The sequence below is a fragment of the Chryseobacterium gregarium DSM 19109 genome (genome assembly GCF_000430845.1).
GTDB classification, from domain to species: domain Bacteria; phylum Bacteroidota; class Bacteroidia; order Flavobacteriales; family Weeksellaceae; genus Chryseobacterium; species Chryseobacterium gregarium.
On sequence record NZ_AUMU01000014.1, the window covers coordinates 71,363 to 94,532 of the forward strand.

17 protein-coding genes and 1 tRNA gene are annotated in these 23,170 nt (G+C 39.7%); 12 read left to right on the plus strand and 6 right to left on the minus strand.

Translation table 11 applies throughout. From position 1 onward, the window contains the following. Positions 1–31: 31 nt before the first annotated feature. From H561_RS0115755 to H561_RS0115765, 3 genes are all read left to right on the plus strand, one after another. On the plus strand, positions 32–1,396 hold the full coding sequence (locus H561_RS0115755; protein WP_027387893.1) for a DUF4403 family protein: 1,365 nt from the start codon (positions 32–34) through the stop codon (positions 1,394–1,396). Between the two features lie 28 nt (positions 1,397–1,424). Beyond that, a complete protein-coding gene (locus H561_RS22615; protein WP_051349407.1) occupies positions 1,425–1,919 on the plus strand; it encodes an RDD family protein in 495 nt (164 codons plus the stop codon). A 59-nt stretch (positions 1,920–1,978) separates the two neighbouring features. Next, positions 1,979–2,049, plus strand: a tRNA-Cys gene (locus H561_RS0115765). Between the two features lie 128 nt (positions 2,050–2,177). On the opposite strand, the gene H561_RS0115770 is transcribed toward H561_RS0115765, so the two are convergent. The 4 genes from H561_RS0115770 to H561_RS0115785 all read right to left on the minus strand — a co-directional run bounded on the left by H561_RS0115770 (position 2,178) and on the right by H561_RS0115785 (position 8,591). Continuing rightward, positions 2,178–2,456: a hypothetical protein gene (locus H561_RS0115770; RefSeq protein ID WP_155845813.1), complete on the minus strand. Its 279-nt coding sequence runs from the start codon at positions 2,454–2,456 to the stop codon at positions 2,178–2,180. A gap of 714 nt (positions 2,457–3,170) precedes the next feature. Next, positions 3,171–6,950, minus strand: a complete 3,780-nt coding sequence (locus H561_RS23390) for a fibronectin type III domain-containing protein (protein WP_027387895.1) — start codon at positions 6,948–6,950, stop codon at positions 3,171–3,173. Positions 6,951–7,536: 586 nt separating this feature from the next. Beyond that, the gene (locus H561_RS22625; protein ID WP_155845814.1) at positions 7,537–7,911 is read right to left on the minus strand and encodes a hypothetical protein; all 375 of its coding nucleotides are present in this window, start codon (positions 7,909–7,911) and stop codon (positions 7,537–7,539) included. Between the two features lie 236 nt (positions 7,912–8,147). Next, complete coding sequence (locus H561_RS0115785) at positions 8,148–8,591, minus strand: hypothetical protein (protein WP_027387897.1); 444 nt, start codon at positions 8,589–8,591, stop codon at positions 8,148–8,150. Positions 8,592–8,862: 271 nt separating this feature from the next. On the opposite strand from H561_RS0115785, the gene H561_RS0115790 reads away from it, so the two are divergent. The 7 genes from H561_RS0115790 to H561_RS0115820 all read left to right on the plus strand — a co-directional run bounded on the left by H561_RS0115790 (position 8,863) and on the right by H561_RS0115820 (position 16,829). Continuing rightward, positions 8,863–9,402: a YMGG-like glycine zipper-containing protein gene (locus H561_RS0115790; RefSeq protein ID WP_027387898.1), complete on the plus strand. Its 540-nt coding sequence runs from the start codon at positions 8,863–8,865 to the stop codon at positions 9,400–9,402. Between the two features lie 364 nt (positions 9,403–9,766). Further along, positions 9,767–10,837 carry a chorismate synthase gene (aroC, locus tag H561_RS0115795; RefSeq protein WP_027387899.1) on the plus strand — a complete coding sequence of 357 codons (1,071 nt, stop codon included), beginning with the start codon at positions 9,767–9,769 and terminating at the stop codon, positions 10,835–10,837. Positions 10,838–10,851: 14 nt separating this feature from the next. Continuing rightward, complete coding sequence (locus H561_RS0115800) at positions 10,852–11,415, plus strand: thioredoxin family protein (protein WP_027387900.1); 564 nt, start codon at positions 10,852–10,854, stop codon at positions 11,413–11,415. Between the two features lie 19 nt (positions 11,416–11,434). Further along, complete coding sequence (locus tag H561_RS0115805) at positions 11,435–11,974, plus strand: TlpA family protein disulfide reductase (RefSeq protein ID WP_027387901.1); 540 nt, start codon at positions 11,435–11,437, stop codon at positions 11,972–11,974. A gap of 82 nt (positions 11,975–12,056) precedes the next feature. Next, positions 12,057–12,404 carry a YkvA family protein gene (locus H561_RS0115810; RefSeq protein ID WP_051349412.1) on the plus strand — a complete coding sequence of 116 codons (348 nt, stop codon included), beginning with the start codon at positions 12,057–12,059 and terminating at the stop codon, positions 12,402–12,404. Positions 12,405–12,579: 175 nt separating this feature from the next. Continuing rightward, positions 12,580–13,938 (plus strand): orotidine-5'-phosphate decarboxylase, encoded by a 1,359-nt coding sequence (pyrF, locus tag H561_RS0115815; protein ID WP_027387903.1) that lies wholly within the window; start codon positions 12,580–12,582, stop codon positions 13,936–13,938. Between the two features lie 74 nt (positions 13,939–14,012). Continuing rightward, complete coding sequence (locus H561_RS0115820; protein ID WP_027387904.1) at positions 14,013–16,829, plus strand: gluzincin family metallopeptidase; 2,817 nt, start codon at positions 14,013–14,015, stop codon at positions 16,827–16,829. 12 nt (positions 16,830–16,841) lie between these two features. On the opposite strand, the gene H561_RS0115825 is transcribed toward H561_RS0115820, so the two are convergent. Further along, positions 16,842–17,708, minus strand: coding sequence for a lamin tail domain-containing protein (locus H561_RS0115825; RefSeq protein WP_027387905.1), 867 nt, complete (start codon positions 17,706–17,708; stop codon positions 16,842–16,844). Between the two features lie 138 nt (positions 17,709–17,846). Next, positions 17,847–18,626 carry a T9SS type A sorting domain-containing protein gene (locus tag H561_RS23395; protein ID WP_051349409.1) on the minus strand — a complete coding sequence of 260 codons (780 nt, stop codon included), beginning with the start codon at positions 18,624–18,626 and terminating at the stop codon, positions 17,847–17,849. Between the two features lie 174 nt (positions 18,627–18,800). Here H561_RS23395 and H561_RS0115840 point away from each other — a divergent pair, with 174 nt between their 5' ends. Continuing rightward, positions 18,801–22,025 carry a hypothetical protein gene (locus tag H561_RS0115840; RefSeq protein WP_228372292.1) on the plus strand — a complete coding sequence of 1,075 codons (3,225 nt, stop codon included), beginning with the start codon at positions 18,801–18,803 and terminating at the stop codon, positions 22,023–22,025. 111 nt (positions 22,026–22,136) lie between these two features. Further along, positions 22,137–23,138 carry a tRNA dihydrouridine synthase DusB gene (gene dusB / locus H561_RS0115845; protein WP_027387907.1) on the plus strand — a complete coding sequence of 334 codons (1,002 nt, stop codon included), beginning with the start codon at positions 22,137–22,139 and terminating at the stop codon, positions 23,136–23,138. Positions 23,139–23,170 lie beyond the last annotated feature (32 nt).

The following is a 23,170-nucleotide window of genomic DNA, read 5'->3' on the forward strand; positions in this document are numbered from 1 at the left end:
ATTGCTTACTTTTGTTTTTTAAATGAACCCATTGAGAATCCTAATCCTATTATTTCTGACAACGTTTGTACATATGTATGGGCAGACAACGGCAGGCAGCCCGTCCGGTTCCTACAATTTCCCAAAAGTGAAATCCAGTATCACCATGCCGGTGACAATTCCGCTTTCAGAGATCGGAAATATGGTTAATGCTTCGGTAAAAGAGCTTATTTATCAGGATGATTCTTATACTGACAATAATAATGACCAGTTTAAGGTAAAGGTCTGGAAAACCCGTCCGATACGGCTTGTAGGGGGTACCAGTCAGAACCTTTTGATTGAAGTTCCTTTAAAGATCTGGGCAGAAAAAGGCATCGGCACCTTAGGGATCTATACCTATCAGAACACGACTTTTGAAACGGTCATGTCCTTCAATACCTCCCTTAATTTTAAAAATAACTGGACGGTTACAATGGTGACAAAGCCCAATGGCTTCAGATGGGTTGCCAAACCGACTCTGGATTTCGGAAGAATCCATATCCCCATTACTCCTTTGGTTGAAAAAAGCCTAAAAGAGCAACAGGAAAAATTCTGTAAAACCATAGATCAGCAAATGGCCGCCCAACTTAATTTTCAACCCTATGCAGTGATGGCCCTGAATGCCTTCTCCAATCCGTTTCCTATTTCAGAAGAATTTAATACGTGGCTGAAAGTTACGCCGATCAGCGTACATATGACCCCGTTAAAATTCTACGGCAACCAGATCGATACCAACCTGGGCATTGATGTATATTCCGAGACTTTTACAGGTAGCAGGCCGGAATCCTCACTACCCGTAAAAACTGCTCCTGGCTTTACTTTAGTGCCTGCTGTGGCAGATCAGTTTCTCATTCAGACCACTGCCAATATCCCGTTTACGGAAGCGACCCATATTGCCCAAAATATGTTTCTAAATAAAGAATATGACTTAAGAGGATCTGCCGTAAAAATTAAAGATATAAAGGTTTACGGCGTTGATGACCGGGTGATAATTGAAGCGGAGACGGAAGGATATGTTAACGGGAAAGCTTTCATTTCAGGAATTCCGGTTTATGATGAGGCAAAAAAGAAAATTGTTCTTTCCAACACAAAATTTAATTTAAAGACTTCAAATATATTACAGAAAACAGCTACTTTACTGTTCCGGGGGAAGATTGTAAAAATGATAGAGGATGAATACGGGATTCCCACCCAGGATCTGGAAAACACATCAAAAAGGAGTATAGAGGAAGCTTTTAATAAAGAATACTATAAAGGTCTTAAAATGAGCGGAAAGGTTTTCAGCCTTAAGCCGGGCACTATTTTTATGAACCCCTCAGGAATCACTGCTGTTATTGATACGAAAGCGACCTTAAAACTTACACTTAACGGAATTTAAAATATAAAACTGATTTCAATCAACAACCATGAGAAAATATTTACGATTAGTTGACCAGCATAAAGCGTCATCAGGAAAAAGGCTGGCCAATTTCTTTCTTGACAGAATCTTTATACAGATCATTTTTTATGTTATTGTTTTTATCATAGCATTTGCATACGCTGTCTTCTATGGTAGAGAACTGAATACGGATGATACAGCAGTAAGCTTTGTATTTATCGGAATATATGTGTTGTTATCATTCTTTTACTTTTTTGGTATGGAATATTTTACAGGGAAAACCTTTGCAAAATTCATCACCGCAACAGAAGTAATCAGCATAGACGGTAATAAACCCACTTCAAAACAAATTGCCGTACGCACTATTTCACGCGCTGTTCCGTTTGACCAGCTTTCTTTCTTAGGAAATAATGGCTGGCATGACAACTGGAGCGATACCCGTGTTATCAATATTAAAAATTATGAGGCTGAAAGACAGGCCAAAAGCGAAATAGAAAACATCGGCATGAAAGAAAATGTCTGAAAATTTTTATTGAATAATATATTTTGCTATATTTGCACACCTGAAAATGGTAAAGACATGGTACTTTGGCCGAGCGGCTAGGCAGTGGTCTGCAACACCATCTACAGCGGTTCGAATCCGCTAGGTACCTCATAAAAAATCCCTCAGCTATTACCCGCTGAGGGATTATTATTTTATGTTAACTTTACTATATTCCAACAGATTAATTTTATAAAAACGGCTCAAGCGATAATTATTGAATCTGATGGCTGTATCACATTACCTTATTACCTTCTCAATCCGGGCCTTGGCACATTGGAAAGCCTCTTCAGCTTCTTCATAAAAAATTTTCAGGGATATTTCAAATCCGCTTGCCATAAAAAAGGTAACATTCCCTTCCATATTAAAGCTCAGGAAACCAATCTGGTTTACATTAATAATTAAAGGCTTACCAAGGACCTTGGCACCTTCAATTGAGTTGGGTTTGTTTACATGAATCACATGAGATGCCTTTAGATAGATCAACCCATCAGATGTTGCTTTAACTATATATGACACAGCTAATTTTTTGTGTAAATATACAATTTTATACACTGCACGAAAAATCCCCGGCCAAAGCAGAGGATTAAATGAAAAAATTAATATGTAAGTGATGGTGTTTTGCTTTTTTAAGATATTCCCAATATCCCCAGGAATACGTAAAAGTCATTATAAATAGTTGTTATCAGTTATTCAAGTATTATGCCATGAATGGTATATTCATTATTTTTCAGCAGATCAGGAACATCATATTTCAGTCATAAAGACGGGGAAGTATTATTACATAAACCTTATGACAATACCTCTTAGCGAGGCGTAAACTATTAGGGCATCTCAACATGTCTTCAATATTGTAAAGCAATAATGAATTGTAAAAAAATTGATCATTGAAACCAATAAAAAAATCCCCGTATTGCTACAGGGATTAAAAACTAATAACCATGAAAACTCAAATTAAACATGAGTGTGACTGCAAATGTATAAAATATGTCGTTTTATAGCAGTGGGTTGAAGCTATATATTTAATTAGTTAACAAATTTTATAAGATCTTAAAAAATATTTAATACAATGAATAAATAGTATAATTAGTGAAATAACACTTAGGAACTATCTTTCAATATTTTATAGTTAAACATGATAAAATACTGTCTCCAATGATATTTTAAATTATGTTAAAAAAAATAAGCCTCCATTTTTGAAGGCTTATTTTACAGTTAATTATCAATTAATTATTATTCCTTAATAAATTTTTTCTGGGCCGTACCCTGAACATCTTCAATGTCGATGACGTACATGCCGCTAATCAGCGTGTGTACATCTACCTTGTTATTTAAGATGATGCCTGATGATATGAGCTGCCCTGTAGCATTATAGATCTTATAATTGGCTCTTTTACTGACATTCTTCACATTCAGTACCGTCTTTACCGGATTTGGATAAATCAATATCTCAGTCTGGTTAACCGGGTTCTCAATTGTTTGCTTGGAAATCCTTATTGTATAATCTTCCACCTCACCATTCGGGAAGCTTGTACAGTTTACAGGAATTCCGTCTTTCTGCATTGCTATCCTCATCACCACATATTTGAAATCAGACATGCTGATAAATGCATCAGAAGGTACAGAGAATGTTCCGCTTACCGTCTCAGCATTATTCGGTCCTGAAACCAGTATTCTTTCATCAATATCAAAATATCCGTTTCTGTTGAAATCAATCCATACGGCAACTCCAGCATTTGTACTCCCTGATAATTTCTTCTCTATAGTGATCTTATTGTTCGCAGAACCTTGAATCAACTCGATGAATTTACTGGCATCACCGGTATAGTCCGTATAATTTGATCCTAAAGACGGATTCTGTTTTTCAGGCTTTCCATTTGGAGTTACCGTCACTTTTGAAATATACTCAGCAGCTGAAACCGTTGACGCCATCTGACAATATGTAATGGTAGGCGTGGTAAACAGATAAGGCTGGGTATAGGTTCCCGGTGTTCCGCTGCAGATATTCGCCACCTGCATTTCATACTGAGTCAACTCTATAAGGCCTGTTAAGGTAACCGTATTTGTATTAGAGGTAACCTGTGTCCAACTTGGGATGCCTATTTTTCTGTATCTTAAGAGATAAGTAGCCCCCGGGAACGGTTCCCATGTTACCGTGGCTGTAGTTGTTGTAAGGCTTGTAATCGTCAATCCCGGAGGAGCAATATCACATGTTCTTTCCGTAGTGAATACTTTAGGGTTTGACCAGGTATTTAATGTAGTTTCATTATTACACATATTGGCTATCTGAACTTCATAAGTAGTATAGACATCCAGACCGCTTAACAGATATGTATTGGCAGGAGCCAGAGGCAAAGGAATGTTTGCGCTCCACCCGGCGTTACCACTTCCTACGATTCTGTATCTTAAGAAATAATGCGAACTTGCTGCCAACGGTGCCCAGGTAACCAGTGCTGATGTTGTAGTAATATTGCCGATGGTCACATTCGGAGGAGTCGGGTCACATTTCGTCAAAAAAGTACTGTGAGAATAAATGCCTGTATTTCCATTACAAATAGCAGCCACTTCAACTTCATATTGGGTTGCCGACAGAAGCCCCGTCAATGTTGTCGTATTGGTGGTTGCAGGTGGTGGCGCTGCACCTACACTGACAGTCTGCCAGGCGGTAGAACCAACAGGCCTGTAGCGGATCGTATAAATGGCACCGCCAATATCCTGGTTCCACGTTAATACTACCGAATTATAAGTAGGTGTACCCACTGTTACAACAGGAGTGGCATTGCTGCAGATCCGTACATTAATATTGTCAATTGCTGCAGGAGGCTGTGTCCCGCCGCCTGAGTCATTTGTCCATTCAAATATAAGACGCATGGTCTGTCCGGCAAAGCTGCTGATATCTAAAGCAGGATTAAGAAAAGTCTGCCATTCAGCCTCCTGGTTATAATTATTACCTATCTGGATCCTTCCTGTTCCTGCGTTAATCTGAGCACCAGGAGCAGGCATAAATGTGGAGGGCACCAACCATACTCTTAAGAAATCCCAGTTGGACTCTCCTTCCCCTTTCCAGTCAAAAGAGAAAGTAGCGTTGGTTGTCGTTGCCGGAACAAGAATATCCCTGTAAGCATGAACGATAGTTGATGATCCGGTATCGTAGGCATTCGTAGTTCCGTTTGTATTGGAAATATAAAGGGAATTTCCAGTATTTCCGGTAGCATTTCCATAGGTCCACTTGTTCACCTGAGTGCCGTTAGTATACCCTAAGTCACTTCCTGTATTGAACTGCTGAATATAAGGAATGGTAGCCGGAATCTGAGTCGTTGTAAAAGTTGGGCCTGCGATCCAGAAGCTTCTGTCTGATCCCGCACACACAGAGCGTACCCAGAAATAATATGTAGTATTGGGTGTCAGGGGAGACAATGTAGCCGTAGTTCCTACAGAAGTTGAAGTCGGTAAACTTGCCGATGTAGGCGCAGTATTTGTAGTTGACAGATAAATCTGATACCCTCCTACCGGAGCAGGCGCCGGAGCTGTCCAGCTGATGGTAGCATTGTTTGATCCTACAGTCGTTACCTGTACATTCAAAGGAACCTTACAGGTTGGAATACTTAAATTAATATTGTCAATAGCGGCAGGAGGCTGCGTCCCGCCCGATGTATCATTTGTCCATTCAAATACAAGACGCATGGTCTGTCCGGCAAAACTGCTTAAGTCTAATCCTGTATTGAAATAATTTTGCCATGTTGCCTGCTGGTTGAAATTATCGCCAATCTGGATTATTCCGCCTCCGGCAGTAATTTGGGTTCCTGCAGTAGGCACATAGCTGACAGGTACCATCCAGACTCTCAAAAAGTCCCAACTGGACTCACCTTCTCCTTTCCAGTCAAATGACAACGTTGCGTCGGTAGTCCCTCCGGGAACAATAATATCCCTGTATGCATGAACAATGTTTGAGACTGACGGGCTGGTATCATAAGCATTCGATACCCCGTTGTCATCAGAAATATAAAGTGAATTTGCAGGATTTCCCGCTGCAGAGCCATAGGACCATTTGTTGGTCATATCACCGTTAGCAAGCTGAAGATCGTTTCCTGTCGTAAAATCCTGTATGTAAGGAATAGTAGTCGGCACCTGAGTAGTAGAAAAGCTTGGACCGGCTATCCATACACTGTTATCAGTACTGCTGCATACGGAACGCACCCACCAATAATAAGTGGTGGAAGTAGTCAAACCTCCGGGATTCGCTGTAGTTCCGGTATTAGCTGTTCCCGGAGTTGAAGCCGTAGGTGCTGTATTGGTTGTACTTAAATAATATTCATAACCAGCTCCTGGAGCAGGAGTCGGAGGGGTCCACGTTAAAGTAGCCGTATTGATTCCTACTGCAGGCACCGCCAGAGCAGATGGTGTAATACATGTTGGAATACTGATATTAATATTATCTACTGCAATAGGAGGCTGATTTCCAGCGCTTGTATCGTTGGTCCATTCAAACACAAGTCTCATGGTGTCTCCGGCATAAGCACTGATGTCTAATGCAACAGTAGTATAGGTCTGCCATGAGGTTTCCTGATTAAACTGTCCAATCTGGACTCTGTCTGTTCCGGAAGTGATGTTATTACCGGCAGTCGGTGTATAGGTAGCCGGAACGAGCCAGACCCTCAGAAAATCCCAGCTAGACTCTCCATCCCCTTTCCAGTCAAATGAAAAGTTTGCAATTGTAGATCCCCCGGGAATGGTAAAATCCCTGTATGCATGAACAATGCTTTCTGAACTTTCATTATAAGCATTGTTTACCCCGTTATTATTCGAGATATAAATAGAACTGCCTGTATTCCCGGTAGCAGAACCATAAAACCACTTGTTCGTCAGTGTTCCGTTAACAAGCGTAAAATCATTCGCTGCGGTAAAGTTCTGTGAATACGGTAACGTAGCGGGTGCCTGTCCGTAAGCGTTGGGAATAGCGCCTAAGTTTAACAAACACAGAAGAAGTACTAGAAAAGTAGAAATTTTCTTCATAAGTTATCATTTAATATTAATTCGTGCAAATCTAATTCGTTTTTTAATAATATATAGTATAAAACAGGATGTTTTTTTATAGAAATTTCGCAATTTAAGACAGAATTATCATTGAAATATAAATGTCTTTGCATTAGAATAAACGTCTATTCTCTGATTTTATTATTTGTTCTGAAAATATAAGTTAATGGCATTGCCTGGCAAATGAATTTAGAACCTGAACTTATCCAGTAATGACAGTACCATTTTTCTCTTTAGATTGGTATTGAAAAAATAAGGCCTCCTTTTACAAGGAGGCCTTAAAAAAACACAAATGATGAAAAAAAATTTGTACAATCAATTAATTTAATTATTTCTTAAAAATACACCTAAAATCTTATCTGATTTATGAGTTAGATCATATGCGGCAGATTATTATAAACGACTCGTTTTGGTTTGTTTTTATAATTCTTTAAGCAATAAGGATAAGGTGATAATGAAGCAGAATTAAGTCTAATCTCTGTATATAATTTATTTTATAAAGCAAAACTCCTCATTTCTGAGGAGTTTTAAAAAAGGGTATAGGGTTTAAAAAAGTGTTCTTGTCTTATCTCGTTGTATTACTTCCTGTACTTGAAGTACTATTACCCGTACCAGTAGTCCCGGTACCTGAGTTATTTCCGGTACCTGTTGTTCCAGTACCTGAAGAATTCGGTGTACTTCCGCTGTTGGATCCGTTAGAACCTGAAGGTACTGTCTGATTGGTTGTTCCGGTTCCTGTACCGGTTCCTTGATTCATTGCACTGTCGCGGACACTGGCTGTCGTATCCATTTCGGTTCCGGTTCCGGACATGTCTCCTGACATAGTGCCCGACGTGGAAGCAGAGTCACCCGTCGTGTTATTTTCATTTTGCGTTTCCTGCTTTTTACAGCTTAATGCAACAAGGCTTAATCCGAGCATTAATAGCATTACTTTTTTCATATAAAATTTTTTGGCGTTTAATTCCTCAAAATTAGAGACTTAAAGTACATTATTATATGAGTATAATCATATAAGGTTAAATAATTCTTCTATATAAAAGAGTTTTAAAAGGCATTCGTAAAAAGCATACATAATCAAGAACCGGTATTGTCTTTAATATAATATATAAAAAGTTAAAAATAATCAGCATACATCAATCTCCACTATCAGTAAACGAAAATAACGTAAAGTTGAAATTATTCTTCCCAGGCAATAGGAACATAAACGGTAACGTAGCCGTCCTGCCCCACCTGAGCATCAGAAACAACTCCGGTTACAGAGCCATATCCTACCCAGCCTCCCTGGCCCTGCATGGCGGTAAATGTATAAGTACCCGCCGGAATTCCCTCGCTATATTGAGGAAGTGACTGAAATCCGCTCCCTGCATAGGTTTCAAAAGATTCTCCGGTAACTGTATTGGTCGCCACGAAGCTGCCGATATCATAACTTCCGGAAAGCATCTTTGTCACGTCCTGTGAAAGAAGACCGTAACGAATGATATACATTTTTGTTTTCGATGCTTCTTTTGCAGCGGTCTGATCCTGAACATCAGTATTTATTAAATCTTCATCGGAAGAGCACCCGATAAGAATGCTCATGAGCCCTGCGGTAAGCAGGAACTTAAAAATTGAATTTTTCATATAATATAATTTGGTTTATCGAAGTTAATTAATTCACACCGATTTGACAAAAATAAAGAATTAAGTAAAAGTTAATTCTCCAATTCGATTTAGGCAGGCTATTAATTAGAGTATTATTGGAGCAATTAAATATCATTGGAAATGGCCTAATAACAGTTTTATCCTGGCTTTTGAATATTTAACATTACTTAACTGTATTTTGGCTCCATAATTGAAAGAATATGGTATCAAAGTTATGCTTTTAGCATCTTATTAAATTAAAATTTGAATTATGAAAAGTATAGTGGTAACAGGTCTACTGTCGGTTTTTTTACTGACTGCCTGTAAAAAAGACGATCAGATTGCCGAGAAATCTCTTGAACAGCAAAAAGTTGAATTCCAGATGAGACAACTCGAAATTGAGAAGCAGAAATTAGCTATTGAAAAAGAGAAAATGGCCTATGAAGCTCAGAAAAAAGCAGACAGCATCACAGAAGTTCAGAAAGCAAGAACGGCAGCTGCCAATGCAAAACCGCAGGTAATCAGAGAAACCCGTACGGTATATAGAGACAGACCAAGTTCCAGCAGCAATAACGGGACTTATGCCAATAACGGAAACAGTTCTTCCCAGGGTACTACTCAGAAAAAAGGGATGAGTAAAGCAGCAAAAGGTACTATTATCGGTACTGTAGGTGGAGCTGCGGCAGGAGCGATCATTGCTAAGAAAAACAGAGGTCTGGGAGCCGTAATCGGCGGTGTGGTCGGTGGTGCTACAGGATATACCATCGGTAGAGCCGGTGACAGAAAAGACGGCAGGGTACAGCCGAGATAAACAATATAATTTTACACTACTATAGAAAGGTTGCTTATTTTTTAAGCAACCTTTTTTTGAGCTTCAAGTATGCAATTTAAAAACATAATCTATTCCTGGTAAAGATAATGACACATTAAAGGGAAGCTCATAACTTCTTTTTATTAAAGGCATTACAGAAAATATTTTAAGAATTTGAATCAGTTCTCATATGAAATGGTTGCCATATTCTGATCCGGGAAACCGGAATTTTTCTTTTTGGTTACTATATAAATATAGAAGAGTCAAACCTCATATAACTTATGATACACTCTATCAACAATACATATCAACAGAACAAATGGAGCAGCCTTTACATCTGAAGAAAAAGCCGTAAATTTACCTCATGTTAAATACTCTGGGCAATTTATTAAGCCTTACAACATTCGGAGAGAGCCATGGACTGGCCTATGGCGGAATTATTAACAATTTTCCGGCTGGTTTAACAGTTGATTTTGAAGCCGTTCAAAACGAACTGGACCGCAGGAAACCTGGGCAATCCGCTATTGTAACACAAAGAAAGGAAAGTGATACCGTAAAATTTCTTTCAGGGATCTTTGAAGGAAAAACAACAGGCACGCCTATTGGCTTTATGATAGAAAATGAAAATCAGAAATCCAAAGATTATGACCATATCGCAGAATCATATCGCCCTAGCCATGCAGATTTTACCTATGACCGGAAATTCGGGTTAAGGGATTATCGCGGCGGTGGGAAATCCTCTGCAAGGGAAACTATCAACTGGGTAGTGGCAGGCGCTTTGGCCAAACAGCTGTTATCAGATATACAAATCAATGCCTACGTGTCTTCCGTAGGAGAAATATTCTGTGAAAAACCTTACCAGGACCTTGATTTTTCAAAAACTGAAAGCAATGAAGTGCGGTGTCCGGATGCGGAAACCGCTGAGAAAATGATTGCCAGAATCAAAGAGATTAAAAAAGAAGGCAATACCATCGGTGGAACAATTACCTGCGTGATCAGAAATGTTCCCGTAGGAATCGGCGAACCTGTTTTCTCAAAACTCCAGGCAGAATTAGGCAAAGCCATGCTGAATATCAATGCGGCCAAAGGATTTGAATACGGAAGCGGATTCTGCGGGGCAAAAATGACCGGCAAAGATCACAATGATCTTTTTAATGAAGATTTCACCACAAAGTCCAATCTTTCAGGAGGGATCCAGGGCGGAATTTCAAACGGAATGGATATCTATTTCCGGGTAGCGTTTAAACCTGTGGCGACTATTCTGAGACCTCAGGAAAGCGTTGATAAACAGGGAAACCCGGTTATTGTAGAAGGAAAAGGGCGCCACGATGCCTGTGTGCTTCCAAGGGCTGTTCCAGTAGTGGAAAGTTTAGCGGCTTTTGTATTGGCCGATTTATTCCTGATCAATAAGACAAGAAATATCAATAATTTTTAAATAATATTTTAGTAATGAAAAATTACTGGGAGAACAGCATCTCTTTCGAAGAGTATGTGGAAACCGGAAAACAGAGACTGGCACATCCTGCAACGCAACAGGAAACCGACTATAAAATATATTACGAATTAGGCCTTCAGAGAATTGAAAGGACCCTTAAAAAATATATTCCGGATGAAGATCAGTTAAAAGAACTTGAAACCAAAGGTTTTGATGGAAAGATCCTGATTGTTTCCGAAGTGTGGTGCGGCGATGCAAGCGCCACGGTTCCGGCTTTGGTTAAATTCTTTGAAGGTAAAAACGAGGTCAGAATCTTTCTCAGGGACGGCGATAAGAGCTTAATCAGTCAATTTTTAACCAACGGCACAGAATCAATCCCGAAAGTAATTATTCTGGATCAGGATTTTAATGTGAAAAATTCATGGGGACCGCGTCCGAAATATGGAAGGGAACTCCTGATGAAACACAAGGCAGATCCTGAAAATTACCCGAAAGAATTTTTTTACAACGACCTTCAGATGTATTATGCTAAAAACAGAGGAAAAGACGCTGTTCAGGAAATTTTAGAATTGCTGTAATTCTTAATTAAAAAATAAAATGAAGAAAAACATAATTTACCTTGTGCTGATGGCCATTATCGGAGTGATTGCTTTTGTTCCGGGTGTGAAAGAAAAATTACAGGATGCTTTCTTCCCGATTGCCACCATTGAAAATGCCGTTCATGTAGGTGATGAGGATTATGATGTTGAGCTTCAGGGAATCAATACCCCCAGCACCAATCTTAAATACTTTAAAAACAAAGCGGTTTTCCTGAATTTCTGGGGAACATGGTGCCCTCCCTGCAGAAAAGAATGGCCGTCTATCCAGAAATTATACGATACCAGAAAAGATCATGTTGATTTTGTCCTGATCGCGATGAATGACCAGGAAGAAGAAGTGAGAAAATTCCTTAAGGATAATAATTATACTGTTCCTGTTTACATTGCACAGAGTCCGATCTCCGAAAAAATCCTGCCCAAAGTTTTTCCTACTACTTATCTTCTGGATAAAAACGGAAGGATCATTATTAAAGAAGATGCTTCAAGAGACTGGAACACAGAATCCGTACATCAGTTTATTGATAATATCATTAAATAATTTTTAACTAAAATTGTGATGAGTTGGTATAGAATTTGAGAAATATACAGCTCAAATGAAATTATTTAATCAAACACCAAAAATGAAGTATTCAAAACTGAATCTGGCGAAAGAAGCAATCAGCCACAGGGGGTTTGTCAAAAAGATCCCTGACATATTCAGAATGGTAAAGATGTGGAGAAAAGGACAGTACCCTATGAAATCCATTGATATCATCCTGCCTTTGTTAGGAATGCTGTATGTGATCTCTCCGATTGATATCCTTCCGGATTTCGCCTTACCGGTTTTAGGAATTATGGATGATCTGGCTATCTTGTATTTAGTGATTCCGAAGCTGGTTAAAGAAGTGGATAAGTTCCTCATGTGGGAAACCGAGAAAAAGTACAGTACAGCCGGTGCGAAAGTAATCGACGCTGAAATCGTAAAATAGTGAAACCATCCTTCGGGATGGTTTTTTGTGAATAGGAGACAGATGATTGCTCCCCTTTTTAATTGAATAACCTCTTTAATTACTGTTGGCTGCCAAGTAAAAACCTACAATTGATGTCTGAGCCTTTCAGTCTTCATATCAAATCCTTAAATTTGCAACATCTAATAATAAATTAATGGAAAGTAAAAAAGAATTCTTCCTTGAATGCTACAAGCTGGGCATTATCAAATTCGGGAGATTTACCCTAAAAAGCGGTATTGAAAGTCCGTTTTATGTAGACTTAAGGCCTTTGGCATCAGATCCTAAAATCCTGAAAAATCTCGCGAATTACCTGTTGGAAATGCTTCCGCTTGATAATTTTGATCTGATCTGCGGGGTTCCCTATGCTGCCCTTCCGATGGCCACGGCTATGTCTCTTGAAAGCTACATTCCGTTAATTATTAAAAGAAAAGAAGCTAAAAACTACGGTACCAAGAAACTGATCGAGGGCATCTACCAGAAAGGACAGAACTGTTTATTGGTGGAAGATGTGATCACATCAGGGAAATCTTTGATTGAAACCATTGCCGAAGTGGAGCAGGAAGACCTTAAAGTCGCTGATATCGTGGTTGTTTTAGACAGGGAACAGGGCGGAAAGCAGCTTCTTGAGAGCAAAGGCTATAAGATTCATACACTTTTCAACATTACGGAGGTCTGCGGAATTCTTAAAGAAACTGGCGAACTGTCGGATGATGAAGTAACGAGGATTCAGGATTTCTTACAGGGAAACCATATTAATTTTGAAGAAAAAGCAAGATTTTCCTATGAACAAAAGCTTACCACCGCACAGCATTCCGTTTCTAAAAGACTGCTGGAAACTGCTTTAGCTAAACAATCCAACCTGATTGCTTCTGCAGATGTAACGACTACTGCGGAATTGCTGGAATTGGCTGAAAAAGTGGGACCTCATATTATTGCACTGAAAACCCATATCGATATTATTTCTGATTTCGAATACAAAAAAACGATCATCCCGTTAAAGGCGTTGGCAGCAAAGCATAATTTCCTCCTGATGGAAGACCGTAAGTTTGCAGACATCGGGAACACCCAGGAACTTCAGTTTACAAGCGGTGTTTTCAAAATCACAGACTGGGCAGACTTCGTGACTTCCCAGGTTATCGGAGGGTTTGAATCATTAGACTGCTTCAGAAACGTAGGAGTGGTGGCCATTATCGGAATGTCTTCAAAAGGAGCTTTAACCACTTCAAGCTATCGGGAAGAAGCATTAAAAGTAGCTTCATCACATCCTAATGTGATCGGAGGCGTTTCCCAAAACCCGCTTCCTGAAGAAATGCTGCTGTTTACTCCGGGAATCAACCTGGCAGATTCAGGCGATGGAAAGGGGCAGCAATACAATACCCCGGAATATGTTTTCACCATGCTTCACACAGACTTTATTATCGTAGGAAGAGGAATTTACAAATCCGAAAACCCGGCTGAGGCTGCCATTACCTACAAAAATGAGGGCTGGAACGCCTATATTAATTCTTTATGAAAAAAAGCAATCCAGAAATAAATGCCGGATTAATTTCTGAAAAATAAGTTATATTTGATACTTTATCAGGAATATTGAAAAAGATTAGCATTTGTCTTATTTTGTTTTTAGGGGTTGCGGAAGTTTCTGCACAGAAAGACAGCATTTATATTGAAGCCAGACTGTCTCCAGATAAGAAAACGCTGGAGGTCAGTGAAGAGCTGGTATATCACAACCATTCAGGAAAGGATTTGCGTACAGTAAAACTTTTAAACTGGATTTCTGCCTATAACAGACGGGGAACTTCGCTGGTCTACAGAAAACTGGAAGACCGGAATACAGATCTCCATTTTGCAGGACAGGAAGAGCTCGGAAAATTGATCAGTTTACAGGTAAAGAATGCTGATCAGGAAATACCCGTGAACCTGATTTCTGATGAAACTCTCCTGCTTCCGTTAAAAGAAGCGTTACCGCCCGGAGAGAAAGTAAAATTTCAGCTGCATTACCTGATTCAGCTTCCTGACCGGAAATTCACCGGATACGGAACTTCTGACAATCATGTCGCCTTAAAATATTTCTTTATTGTTCCGGATCATTTTGATCCGGACAATATTTCCCCGAGAAAATATGTAGATATCGAGGAATCCGTAAATTTCAATACGTTCTGGACGGTAAATTTTGATCTTCCCGTTAATTATTTTATTGAAAGCAATCTGCAGCAGGTCCAGATGAATTCCTTTAAAGGGTACCTCGATTCAGATCCGGAATTTGTGATTTCACAAAATGAATATCCTTCCATCCGGATGAATATCGACGGTGTAAATACCGAAGTGAAATTCGGATACAATTTAAAGCCGGAAGAGAAGCAGAACCTGGAATTTTATCTGCCTTTACAATTAAGATTCATTAAAGATAAAACCGGCCTTATCCCGGAAAGACTTTTTATTTCTGAAAAATTCAGGTCCAAAGAAGATTTTTTCGGCAATAATGACATTTCTTTCTGGAAGTTCAGGTTTAAGCTCTTTTCAGATGCAGAAAAGACCGACCTCGATTATTTCGGAATTATTACCAAAAAGATCCTCGATGAAAACATCATTACGGATAAACAGAATAACCACTGGTTTAAAAACGGTTTGAAATCCTATCTTGAGATCCAGTACATGAAAAAATTCTATCCGAATACCAAACTGTTGGGAACTCTGCCGGAAACCAAACTTTTCGGAGTTAAACCGATAAAACTTTTTCACGCCTCGAATGTAAAACTTACCGAACGCTACGGTTTGGCCTATCAATACATCATGTCGCAGAATTTAGATCAGAAAATTGATGAGAAATATGCCGTCCTGAGTAATTTCAATGACATGGCAATCAGTAATTTCGAGACCGGAACTTTATTCAGTTACTCGGCGGACCACATGGGATATGAAAATTTTGATAATCTGATCCGTAATTTTATTTTAAAAAATACGGATAAACCGACAGATCCCAGAGATTTTTTAAAAGAGCTGGCTGACAAAGACAAAAGGAATGCCTATCTGGAAGATTTTATACAGCATAAAAACAGAGTGAATTTTAAGCTTAAAAGATTTAAAAAAGACGGCGATTCCCTGAATATCAAAATCAATAAAAATACCTTAACCGAGATTCCTGTAAAGTTACAGACGGAGACCAGAAACGGCGAGAAAAAAGAATACTGGATAGATACCGGCAGTGACGATAAAACAAAAACGGTTTCCATTCCTGCGCTGGATGTCTATAAGATTACTTTAAATGACGATTACATTTTTCCGGAAGCGAATTACAGGGATAATTTCCTGTATGCCAAAGGTTTGTTTTCGAACATGAGGAAGATTAAATTAAAACTGATCAAAGACATCCCGAATCCCGAATTCAATGAGATTTATATAAACCCGAGAATACGGTTTAACAATACGTATGATAAATTCCTGATCGGGTTCAACTTTAAAAACCAATCACTTTTTGATCAGAAATTCCTGTATTCCGTTACCCCTACTTACAGTACCGGAACCGGTAAACTGGTGGGGTCAGGATCAGTAGCCTACTCTTTTCTGCCTGCGGAAAGCATGATCAGAAGTTTAACTTTTGGAGTTTCAGGATCTTATTTCCATTATGATTATGATCTGGCCTACCGGAAAGCTTCAGTCTATTCAAATATCAATTTCAGGAAAAATCCCAGGAGCACGGTAAGCCGTGGTATCGGTATTTCTTATAATTATTTTGAACGGGACCTTAATGCCGAAATGATTCTCAAAAACGATTATGACCGGTATAACCTGTGGAGCATCGGATATGGATATTCGGATAACCAGAGCATTCACGAAAAAAGCTTAAGTGTAAGCACTCAGTTAATGGAAGATTTCAACAAAGTAACCGCTGAAGGCTTTTACCGTTGGGAATTTGCCCCGAAACAAAAATTAAGCGTAAGGCTCTTTGCAGGCTATTTCATTAGAAATAATACAAGAAACAATACTTTTAATTACGGAATTTCAAGGGTTTCAGATTATTCCTTTTCTTATAACCTTCTGGGTCAGAGTGCTACAGGCGGTATTTTATCACAGCAGTATGTCCTGGCGGACGGAGGCTTTAAATCTCTTATTCCCGGGACCGTCAATAAATGGATTACTTCTGTCAATCTGGATACAAGCGTTTGGAAGATTTTTCACATCTATGCAGATGCGGGGGTGTACCAGAACAGTAACCGGCCGACTAAATTCATTTGGGACAGCGGCGTCAAGGTAAGGGTAATTCCCGATTTCCTTGAGATCTATTTCCCGGTACAGTCTTCACTGGGATTTGAGCCCGGTTTTAGGGATTACGCAAAACGAATCAGATATACACTGATACTCAATCTGAGTTCTATTATCAATGCAGCGAGAAGAGGCTGGTATTAAATCAAACCGCAATTACTCTCTGACAATCCTCTGTGAGACAGGAGAATTGTTAATCATTCCGGTAACGGTGTATTTTCCTTTCGGTAATTCGTTGAGGTTAAGTCCGTATGACGTTTTCGTTGGCGACTGCATAACCACCTGCCCGAATTCATCATATATCTTTACGTTCTGAACTTCGCCGCCAAAAACGATGTCGTTATTATCTTTAACAAAAGGATTGACGATGAAATTAAATTTTGAGTAATTGAAATCAACATCAGCAATTGCCTGGGCTCCGGCTGTGGAATTAACCGGGTTTACAGGGGCTATAATAAAATCAGCAACATTATCAGCGGTATTTTCAAACACTCTTTTAAATGCGGTTGCCGCTGTAGGAGACAGTGCAGCGTTTGTTCCTGCAAACTGAACGGATGTTCCATAGTTGACCAGGTCTATGACATTAGGATCATCCGCATTTGTAACCTGTAAAGCATTGTCTGCTAATACGATCTTCCCTGAAGCCATATTAAGATCCAGCCCTGCAGAAGAGTTTTGGGAACCGTCAAAAGTCAGAATGTTTCCTGCCATAAAATCGGGAGCCGGAAGATTACTGATTCCTCCTCCGCCTGATCCTTCCTGAATAAGATAACTTTGTCCGGAAGACAAGGCAATATCAGGCAGCGTGTGGTATTGGGTGAAAATTCCATTGGAATCGGCATACTGTAACGTAGCTCCGCGTAAAGAAACAGTTTCAGAACCTGTATTCTTCAAAATGATGTAATCATTTATTAAGGTAGACCCTGCATCTCCGCCGCCTCCATATATTTCACTGATGACAATCTGCGCTTTGGTAAGTACAGCTATTGAAACAATGCCTATTAAAGTAAATATTTTTTTCATAATAATTTGTTTTTAATACCTTAAAAATTACAAAAACAATACCATGATGAAAGAATGTTCCATGGATGAAGACCTGCTTCACATAAATAAAAATCTCCGCTTCAAAAGAGGCGGAGATTATATTGATGGAAACGACGGTTAGTCTTTCAAAATTTTCTGAGAAACGGGTTGGTTGTTTATTACCCCTGTCACAATATAGTTTCCTTTTTGTAATTCAGCAACGTTTAACGATTCATTTTCTTTTACAGAAGCTGTTTTCACCACTTGTCCTGTCATGTTGTAAACTTTTACGTCTTTAACCGGAGCTCCGAAAGAAATCTGTTCAGTGGTAACAAAAGTATTTTTCACAAAATTTCCTTTTTTGGCAGCTAAGTCAGAAACCGCTAAAGTTCCGGCAGCAGTCCAGGAAACATCATCAATTGTTATTTGCCTATTGCCCGAGGCAGTGCCTGTAGGATAAGAGATTTTTATCGTAACAGCACCTGAAACATTTACAGTTGTGTTAGAAGTATATACCGTAGTATCAGCACCCGCAGCACCAAATGCAGGAGTTACCGTTGTCTGTACCCCATTTACAAAAACCGCTAAAACCCTTGTGTTTGTACCTGCTGTAAATGCTTTCCTATACTTGAAAGTAAAAGTTCCGACTCCGTTCGGGATAACAAATTCTACAGAACTCGGCTCATCAGACCTTCTCAGCAAAATTCCTTTACCATTGATTGAATAATTATCAGAGGTTCCTAAACCTTCATCTCTTGAATGTACATAATTTACTGTAACCCCTGAAGTCTGTCCGGCAAAAGAACCGTTTGCATAAGTACTTGTTAAAGCAGTCTGGGCCTGGAAATTTTCGCTTCCCTGTGCGAATGCCGGAGCTGAAAAAACAACAGCTGCCAGCAAAGAATAAATCTTCTTCATAATGTAAGTTTTTAATTATTTGTAATTTGTACCACAAAATTATATCATTTTTTCAAAACAAGATAATAAAGAGATTAATTTTTTGTTAATAGTACTAAAACCCTTTCCGTTAACATTTTTTAGTTATTTTTACGGATTATTTTAAGAGGCTTGCGAAATTATACCCTGATATTCGTGTTGTTTTTTATAGGCATATTTTCAGGTAATGCCCAGGTATTTACATGGAAAAACCCGAACATTCCCGAAGACAGCCTTAAACAGGACAGTATCCATCAGGACAGCATTCTGGCCTCCCGATTTGAACAGGATATTTTTGCAAAAGATACCCTGGACTTTGTAAAAAACAGCAATAAAATTATTGTGGACGAAGCCGTTCTTGCCAGAAATGATAAAAAAAGATTTTTAGGCGAACTGAATTCCAAAGGATCGATCATCCGCGGGATTACTTTCGGAAATAACCAGGGGCAGTCGGTTCAGAGTTCCATGGACCTGCAGATTTCTGGAAGGCTTTCAAAAGACGTTACCATCCTGGCCAGTATTTCAGACCACAACCTTCCGATTCAGGCTGACGGCTACACCCAGACGCTGGAAGAGTTTGACAAGATCTATATGCAGCTCAACATTAAGGATAAATCAATCCTGCGGGCCGGGCATCTCGATCTGGTTGAAGCTAAAAATTATTTTGCCAAATACCAGAGGCGGAGCATGGGGCTTGAGTTCCAGACAGAATTCGGGAAAGAGAACAAGACCTTTGTAGACGTTTCCATGGGCGTAGCACGGAGTGAATTCCACAGAATCCGTTTCCAGGGAGTGGAAGGCAACCAGGGACCTTACCGTTTAACCGGCAAAAACGGCGAACAGTTTATTACGCTGATCTCAGGTTCCGAACAGGTCTTTATTGACGGTATATTAATGAAACGCGGGGAAAACCAGGATTACATCATTAATTATAATACGGGTGAAGTGACGTTTACCAGCTTCCGTCCTATTTTCCAGCAGAATTTCATTACCATTTCCTATAACTATACTAACAGGAATTATTCGAGGTACCTGTTTACCGGAAAGGTGGAACATAAGCGCGAAAAATTAAAACTTGGGTTAAACTGGTTCATGGAAAACGATAACAAAAATGCACCGCTTGCTTTAAATCTGTCTGAAGAAGACCAGCAGATTCTTACCGAAGCAGGAAACAATCCTAACCTAATGTATGCGCCTTCCGCAGTTATCGCAGAATACGATGTCAATAAAATTTTGTACAGACTTGTGCAGAGCCCGGGCGGAAACTATTATGAATTCTCAACGGATGCCACCCAGACATTATACACCGTCTCTTACACCTATTTCGGAGCCAACCTCGGAGAGTATAAAATTACCCAGACCACAAACAACGGACGTGTTTTTGAGTACGTAGGCCCGAATATGGGGGATTACAGAGCCGTAAGAAAACTGCCTTCACCGGAAAAATCCCAGGTTTACTCGTTCAATTCCGAGTACCTGCTGAAAGACGGAAAAATCGGGGCTGACATTTCTTTGAGCAATTATGATGTGAACCTGTTTTCATCAAAGGATTCGGATCAGAATATAGGTTATGCCTGGAGGATTTTCGGAAATAAAACATTTACAAAAAATAACTGGAAAGGAACCCCGAATTTTGAATATCAGTATATCGACAGACAGTTTCATATCCTGGACCGGATCAATGATGTGGAATTCTCAAGAGATTTCAATTTAGCCCAGGAATTCAGTGGCAGGACTCAAAACCGGTTTATTTTCAGCTTTCTGAACAAATGGAACAACAAATCCACTTTAAACTACAGAATCAATTATCTTGATGAGCAGGATACTTATAAAGGAATTAAAAACGATCTTGATTTCGGATGGATCAGCGGCAAGCTTTTTACAAAAGGGAGTCTTTCCTACCTGAACACCAATGCCCTTCTTCAGGACACCAAATTCATCAGAGGCGGTGTTTCCACTGAATACACAGGTAAAAAAGGAAGCTGGGCCGTAGGCGGAAGCATGGAGCACAATGAAAAGAAATACAATGACACCCAACTGATGGATGTCACCAGTTTCAGCTGGAAAGAGGTTTTTGTACAGAAGAAAGTCGGCGACAGTACAAGAACCAAACTGCTGGCAAAAGTATATATGCGTGACAATGACTCCGTCCGTGACAACAGGCTTCAGAGCATGAACAATATTTTAGGCTTTATGGCAGAAAGCCAGCTTATCAAAACTGAAAAGACAACATTAAACGCGCTTCTGCATTATCGAAAATTCTTTTATCAGAATCAGGATGCTGATATGTCCAGAAATAATGATTTTGTAGTAGGAAATATTCTCTATAACCAGCAGCTGTTCAGAAACGGGATGCGCCTTCAGGCATTTTATGAGCTTGGAAACGGACAGGAAGCCCAGCGGGAGTTCCAGTATATCAAAGTAACCGACGGACAGGGTATTTATAAATGGACGGATTATAACGGTGACGGCGTTCAGCAGCTTGATGAATTTGAAATTGCGGAATACTCGGATCTGGCACAATACATAAGAATTTATACCAATTCCGTACGCTACATTCCTTCCAATAAAAACAAAATACAGCTGGCATTATTCGTGAATCCTTCCATTGTATTCAATTCTGAAAATAAGTTTCTGAAACGCTGGAATTTTAATATCTCATTAAATTCCCAGAACTCTTTTTATAAAAAAGACAAGGTACTGGTGCTGAATCCTTTTGCAAAAAGTGATGACCAGATCCTTAAAAATCAGAATATACTGGCATCGGTTCAGTTCAGCCCGACCGATAAATCCGGCTGGAACGGGAACTACCGTTTCATCTCGAATGACAACCTCATCAACGCCAATTTCAGTAACGAAGAGCGCGAACAGATTTCTCACTTTTTAAACGTCGGCTATTGGTTCAATAAAGAATTCAGGATCGACTGGGAAAATTCGGTACACGATATCCGGAACTCGTCCCAACTTTTTGAAACAAGAGATTACCGTTTAAACAATTTTGAAACGAAGCCAAAAGCCACCTATAAATTCACGGATGCCATCCAGGCTGAGCTTTCATCCGCCTTCCGCCAGAAAGACCGCGTGGATGGTGAAGAGCTGCTGAAGGCTTTTGACGTAACCGGAACGATTCAGTGGGAACGGAGGAAAACTTCTATCCGGGGGAATTTTTCATTCATCAACAATAATTTCAACGGCAATAATTTCAGTATTGTCGGAAACCAGATGCTGGATGGACTGAAACCCGGAAAAAACCAGGTATGGAGTGTTTTTATCCAGCAGGCCATTAATTCTTTCCTGCAGCTGAATCTAAATTACGAAGGCAGAAATTCCGGGGAACGCACCATCCATATCGGAAGCATGCAGGTGAAAGCGAGCTTCTGATGGTCAATCTTTTTGAATAATCCCAACCATAATTTTTCACCTTTAACCTCATCCATTACATTAATAGATATTATCATATCCTCAAAGTTTAGAATTTTGTAAATTTGCACCATGATAAAAATTGGCAATATAGAACTGCCGGAATTTCCGCTTTTATTGGCACCGATGGAGGACGTGAGTGATCCGCCGTTCAGAAGACTGTGTAAAATGCATGGCGCAGATATGATGTATTCGGAGTTTATTTCTTCCGAAGGTCTGATTCGTGATGCAATGAAAAGCAGAAAAAAGCTCGATATTTTTGATTATGAAAGGCCTGTAGGAATTCAGATTTTCGGAGGTGATGAAGAAGCGATGGCCATGTCTGCACGAATTGTAGAGACGGTAAATCCTGATCTTGTCGATATCAATTTCGGCTGTCCCGTAAAAAAAGTAGTCTGCAAAGGTGCCGGTGCCGGCGTGCTCAAGGATATTGATTTAATGGTTCGTTTAACGAAAGCCGTAGTAAGCTCGACAAGCCTGCCGGTAACGGTAAAAACACGTTTAGGCTGGGACAGCACTTCCATCAATATTGATGAGGTGGCGGAACGTCTTCAGGAAACCGGAATCAAAGCACTGACCATCCATGCAAGAACCCGTGCACAGATGTACAAAGGGGAAGCCGACTGGGAACATATTTCAAGGATTAAGCAAAATCCGAATATCGAAATTCCGATTTTCGGTAACGGTGACATCGATTCTCCCGAAAAAGCATTGGAATATAAACAGAAATATGCCTGTGACGGCATCATGATCGGGCGTGCTGCCATCGGTTACCCCTGGATTTTTAATGAAATCAAGCATTTCTTTAAAACAGGTGAACATCTGCCTGCTCCAAAAATTGAAGACCGTTTACTGGCTGTAAGGCAACATGCAGAATGGAGTGCAGAATGGAAAGGCGAAAAATTAGGCCTGATTGAAATGAGGCAGCACTACAGCAATTATTTCCGCGGAGTGCCGCACTTCAAAGATTTCAGAAAGAAATTCCTTGAAGTCTTTACTTTAGAGGAAATGGATGCTTTAATCCTGGAAACCCAGGCATTCTATTCAGATTACTTGGCCCAGCAGCAGGCATAAAAAATAAAACCATCAAATTGCTTGATGGTTTA

Coding starts and splice junctions, on each gene's coding strand:
- H561_RS22615 (WP_051349407.1), top strand. CDS start 1,425: ATGAGAAAATATTTACGATTAGTTGACCAGCATAAAGCGTCATCAGGA.
- H561_RS23390 (WP_027387895.1), bottom strand. CDS start 6,950: ATGAAGAAAATTTCTACTTTTCTAGTACTTCTTCTGTGTTTGTTAAAC.
- H561_RS22625 (WP_155845814.1), bottom strand. CDS start 7,911: ATGAAAAAAGTAATGCTATTAATGCTCGGATTAAGCCTTGTTGCATTA.
- H561_RS0115785 (WP_027387897.1), bottom strand. CDS start 8,591: ATGAAAAATTCAATTTTTAAGTTCCTGCTTACCGCAGGGCTCATGAGC.
- H561_RS0115790 (WP_027387898.1), top strand. CDS start 8,863: ATGAAAAGTATAGTGGTAACAGGTCTACTGTCGGTTTTTTTACTGACT.
- aroC (WP_027387899.1), top strand. CDS start 9,767: ATGTTAAATACTCTGGGCAATTTATTAAGCCTTACAACATTCGGAGAG.
- H561_RS0115800 (WP_027387900.1), top strand. CDS start 10,852: ATGAAAAATTACTGGGAGAACAGCATCTCTTTCGAAGAGTATGTGGAA.
- H561_RS0115805 (WP_027387901.1), top strand. CDS start 11,435: ATGAAGAAAAACATAATTTACCTTGTGCTGATGGCCATTATCGGAGTG.
- H561_RS0115810 (WP_051349412.1), top strand. CDS start 12,057: ATGAAGTATTCAAAACTGAATCTGGCGAAAGAAGCAATCAGCCACAGG.
- pyrF (WP_027387903.1), top strand. CDS start 12,580: ATGGAAAGTAAAAAAGAATTCTTCCTTGAATGCTACAAGCTGGGCATT.
- H561_RS0115825 (WP_027387905.1), bottom strand. CDS start 17,708: ATGAAAAAAATATTTACTTTAATAGGCATTGTTTCAATAGCTGTACTT.
- H561_RS23395 (WP_051349409.1), bottom strand. CDS start 18,626: ATGAAGAAGATTTATTCTTTGCTGGCAGCTGTTGTTTTTTCAGCTCCG.
- dusB (WP_027387907.1), top strand. CDS start 22,137: ATGATAAAAATTGGCAATATAGAACTGCCGGAATTTCCGCTTTTATTG.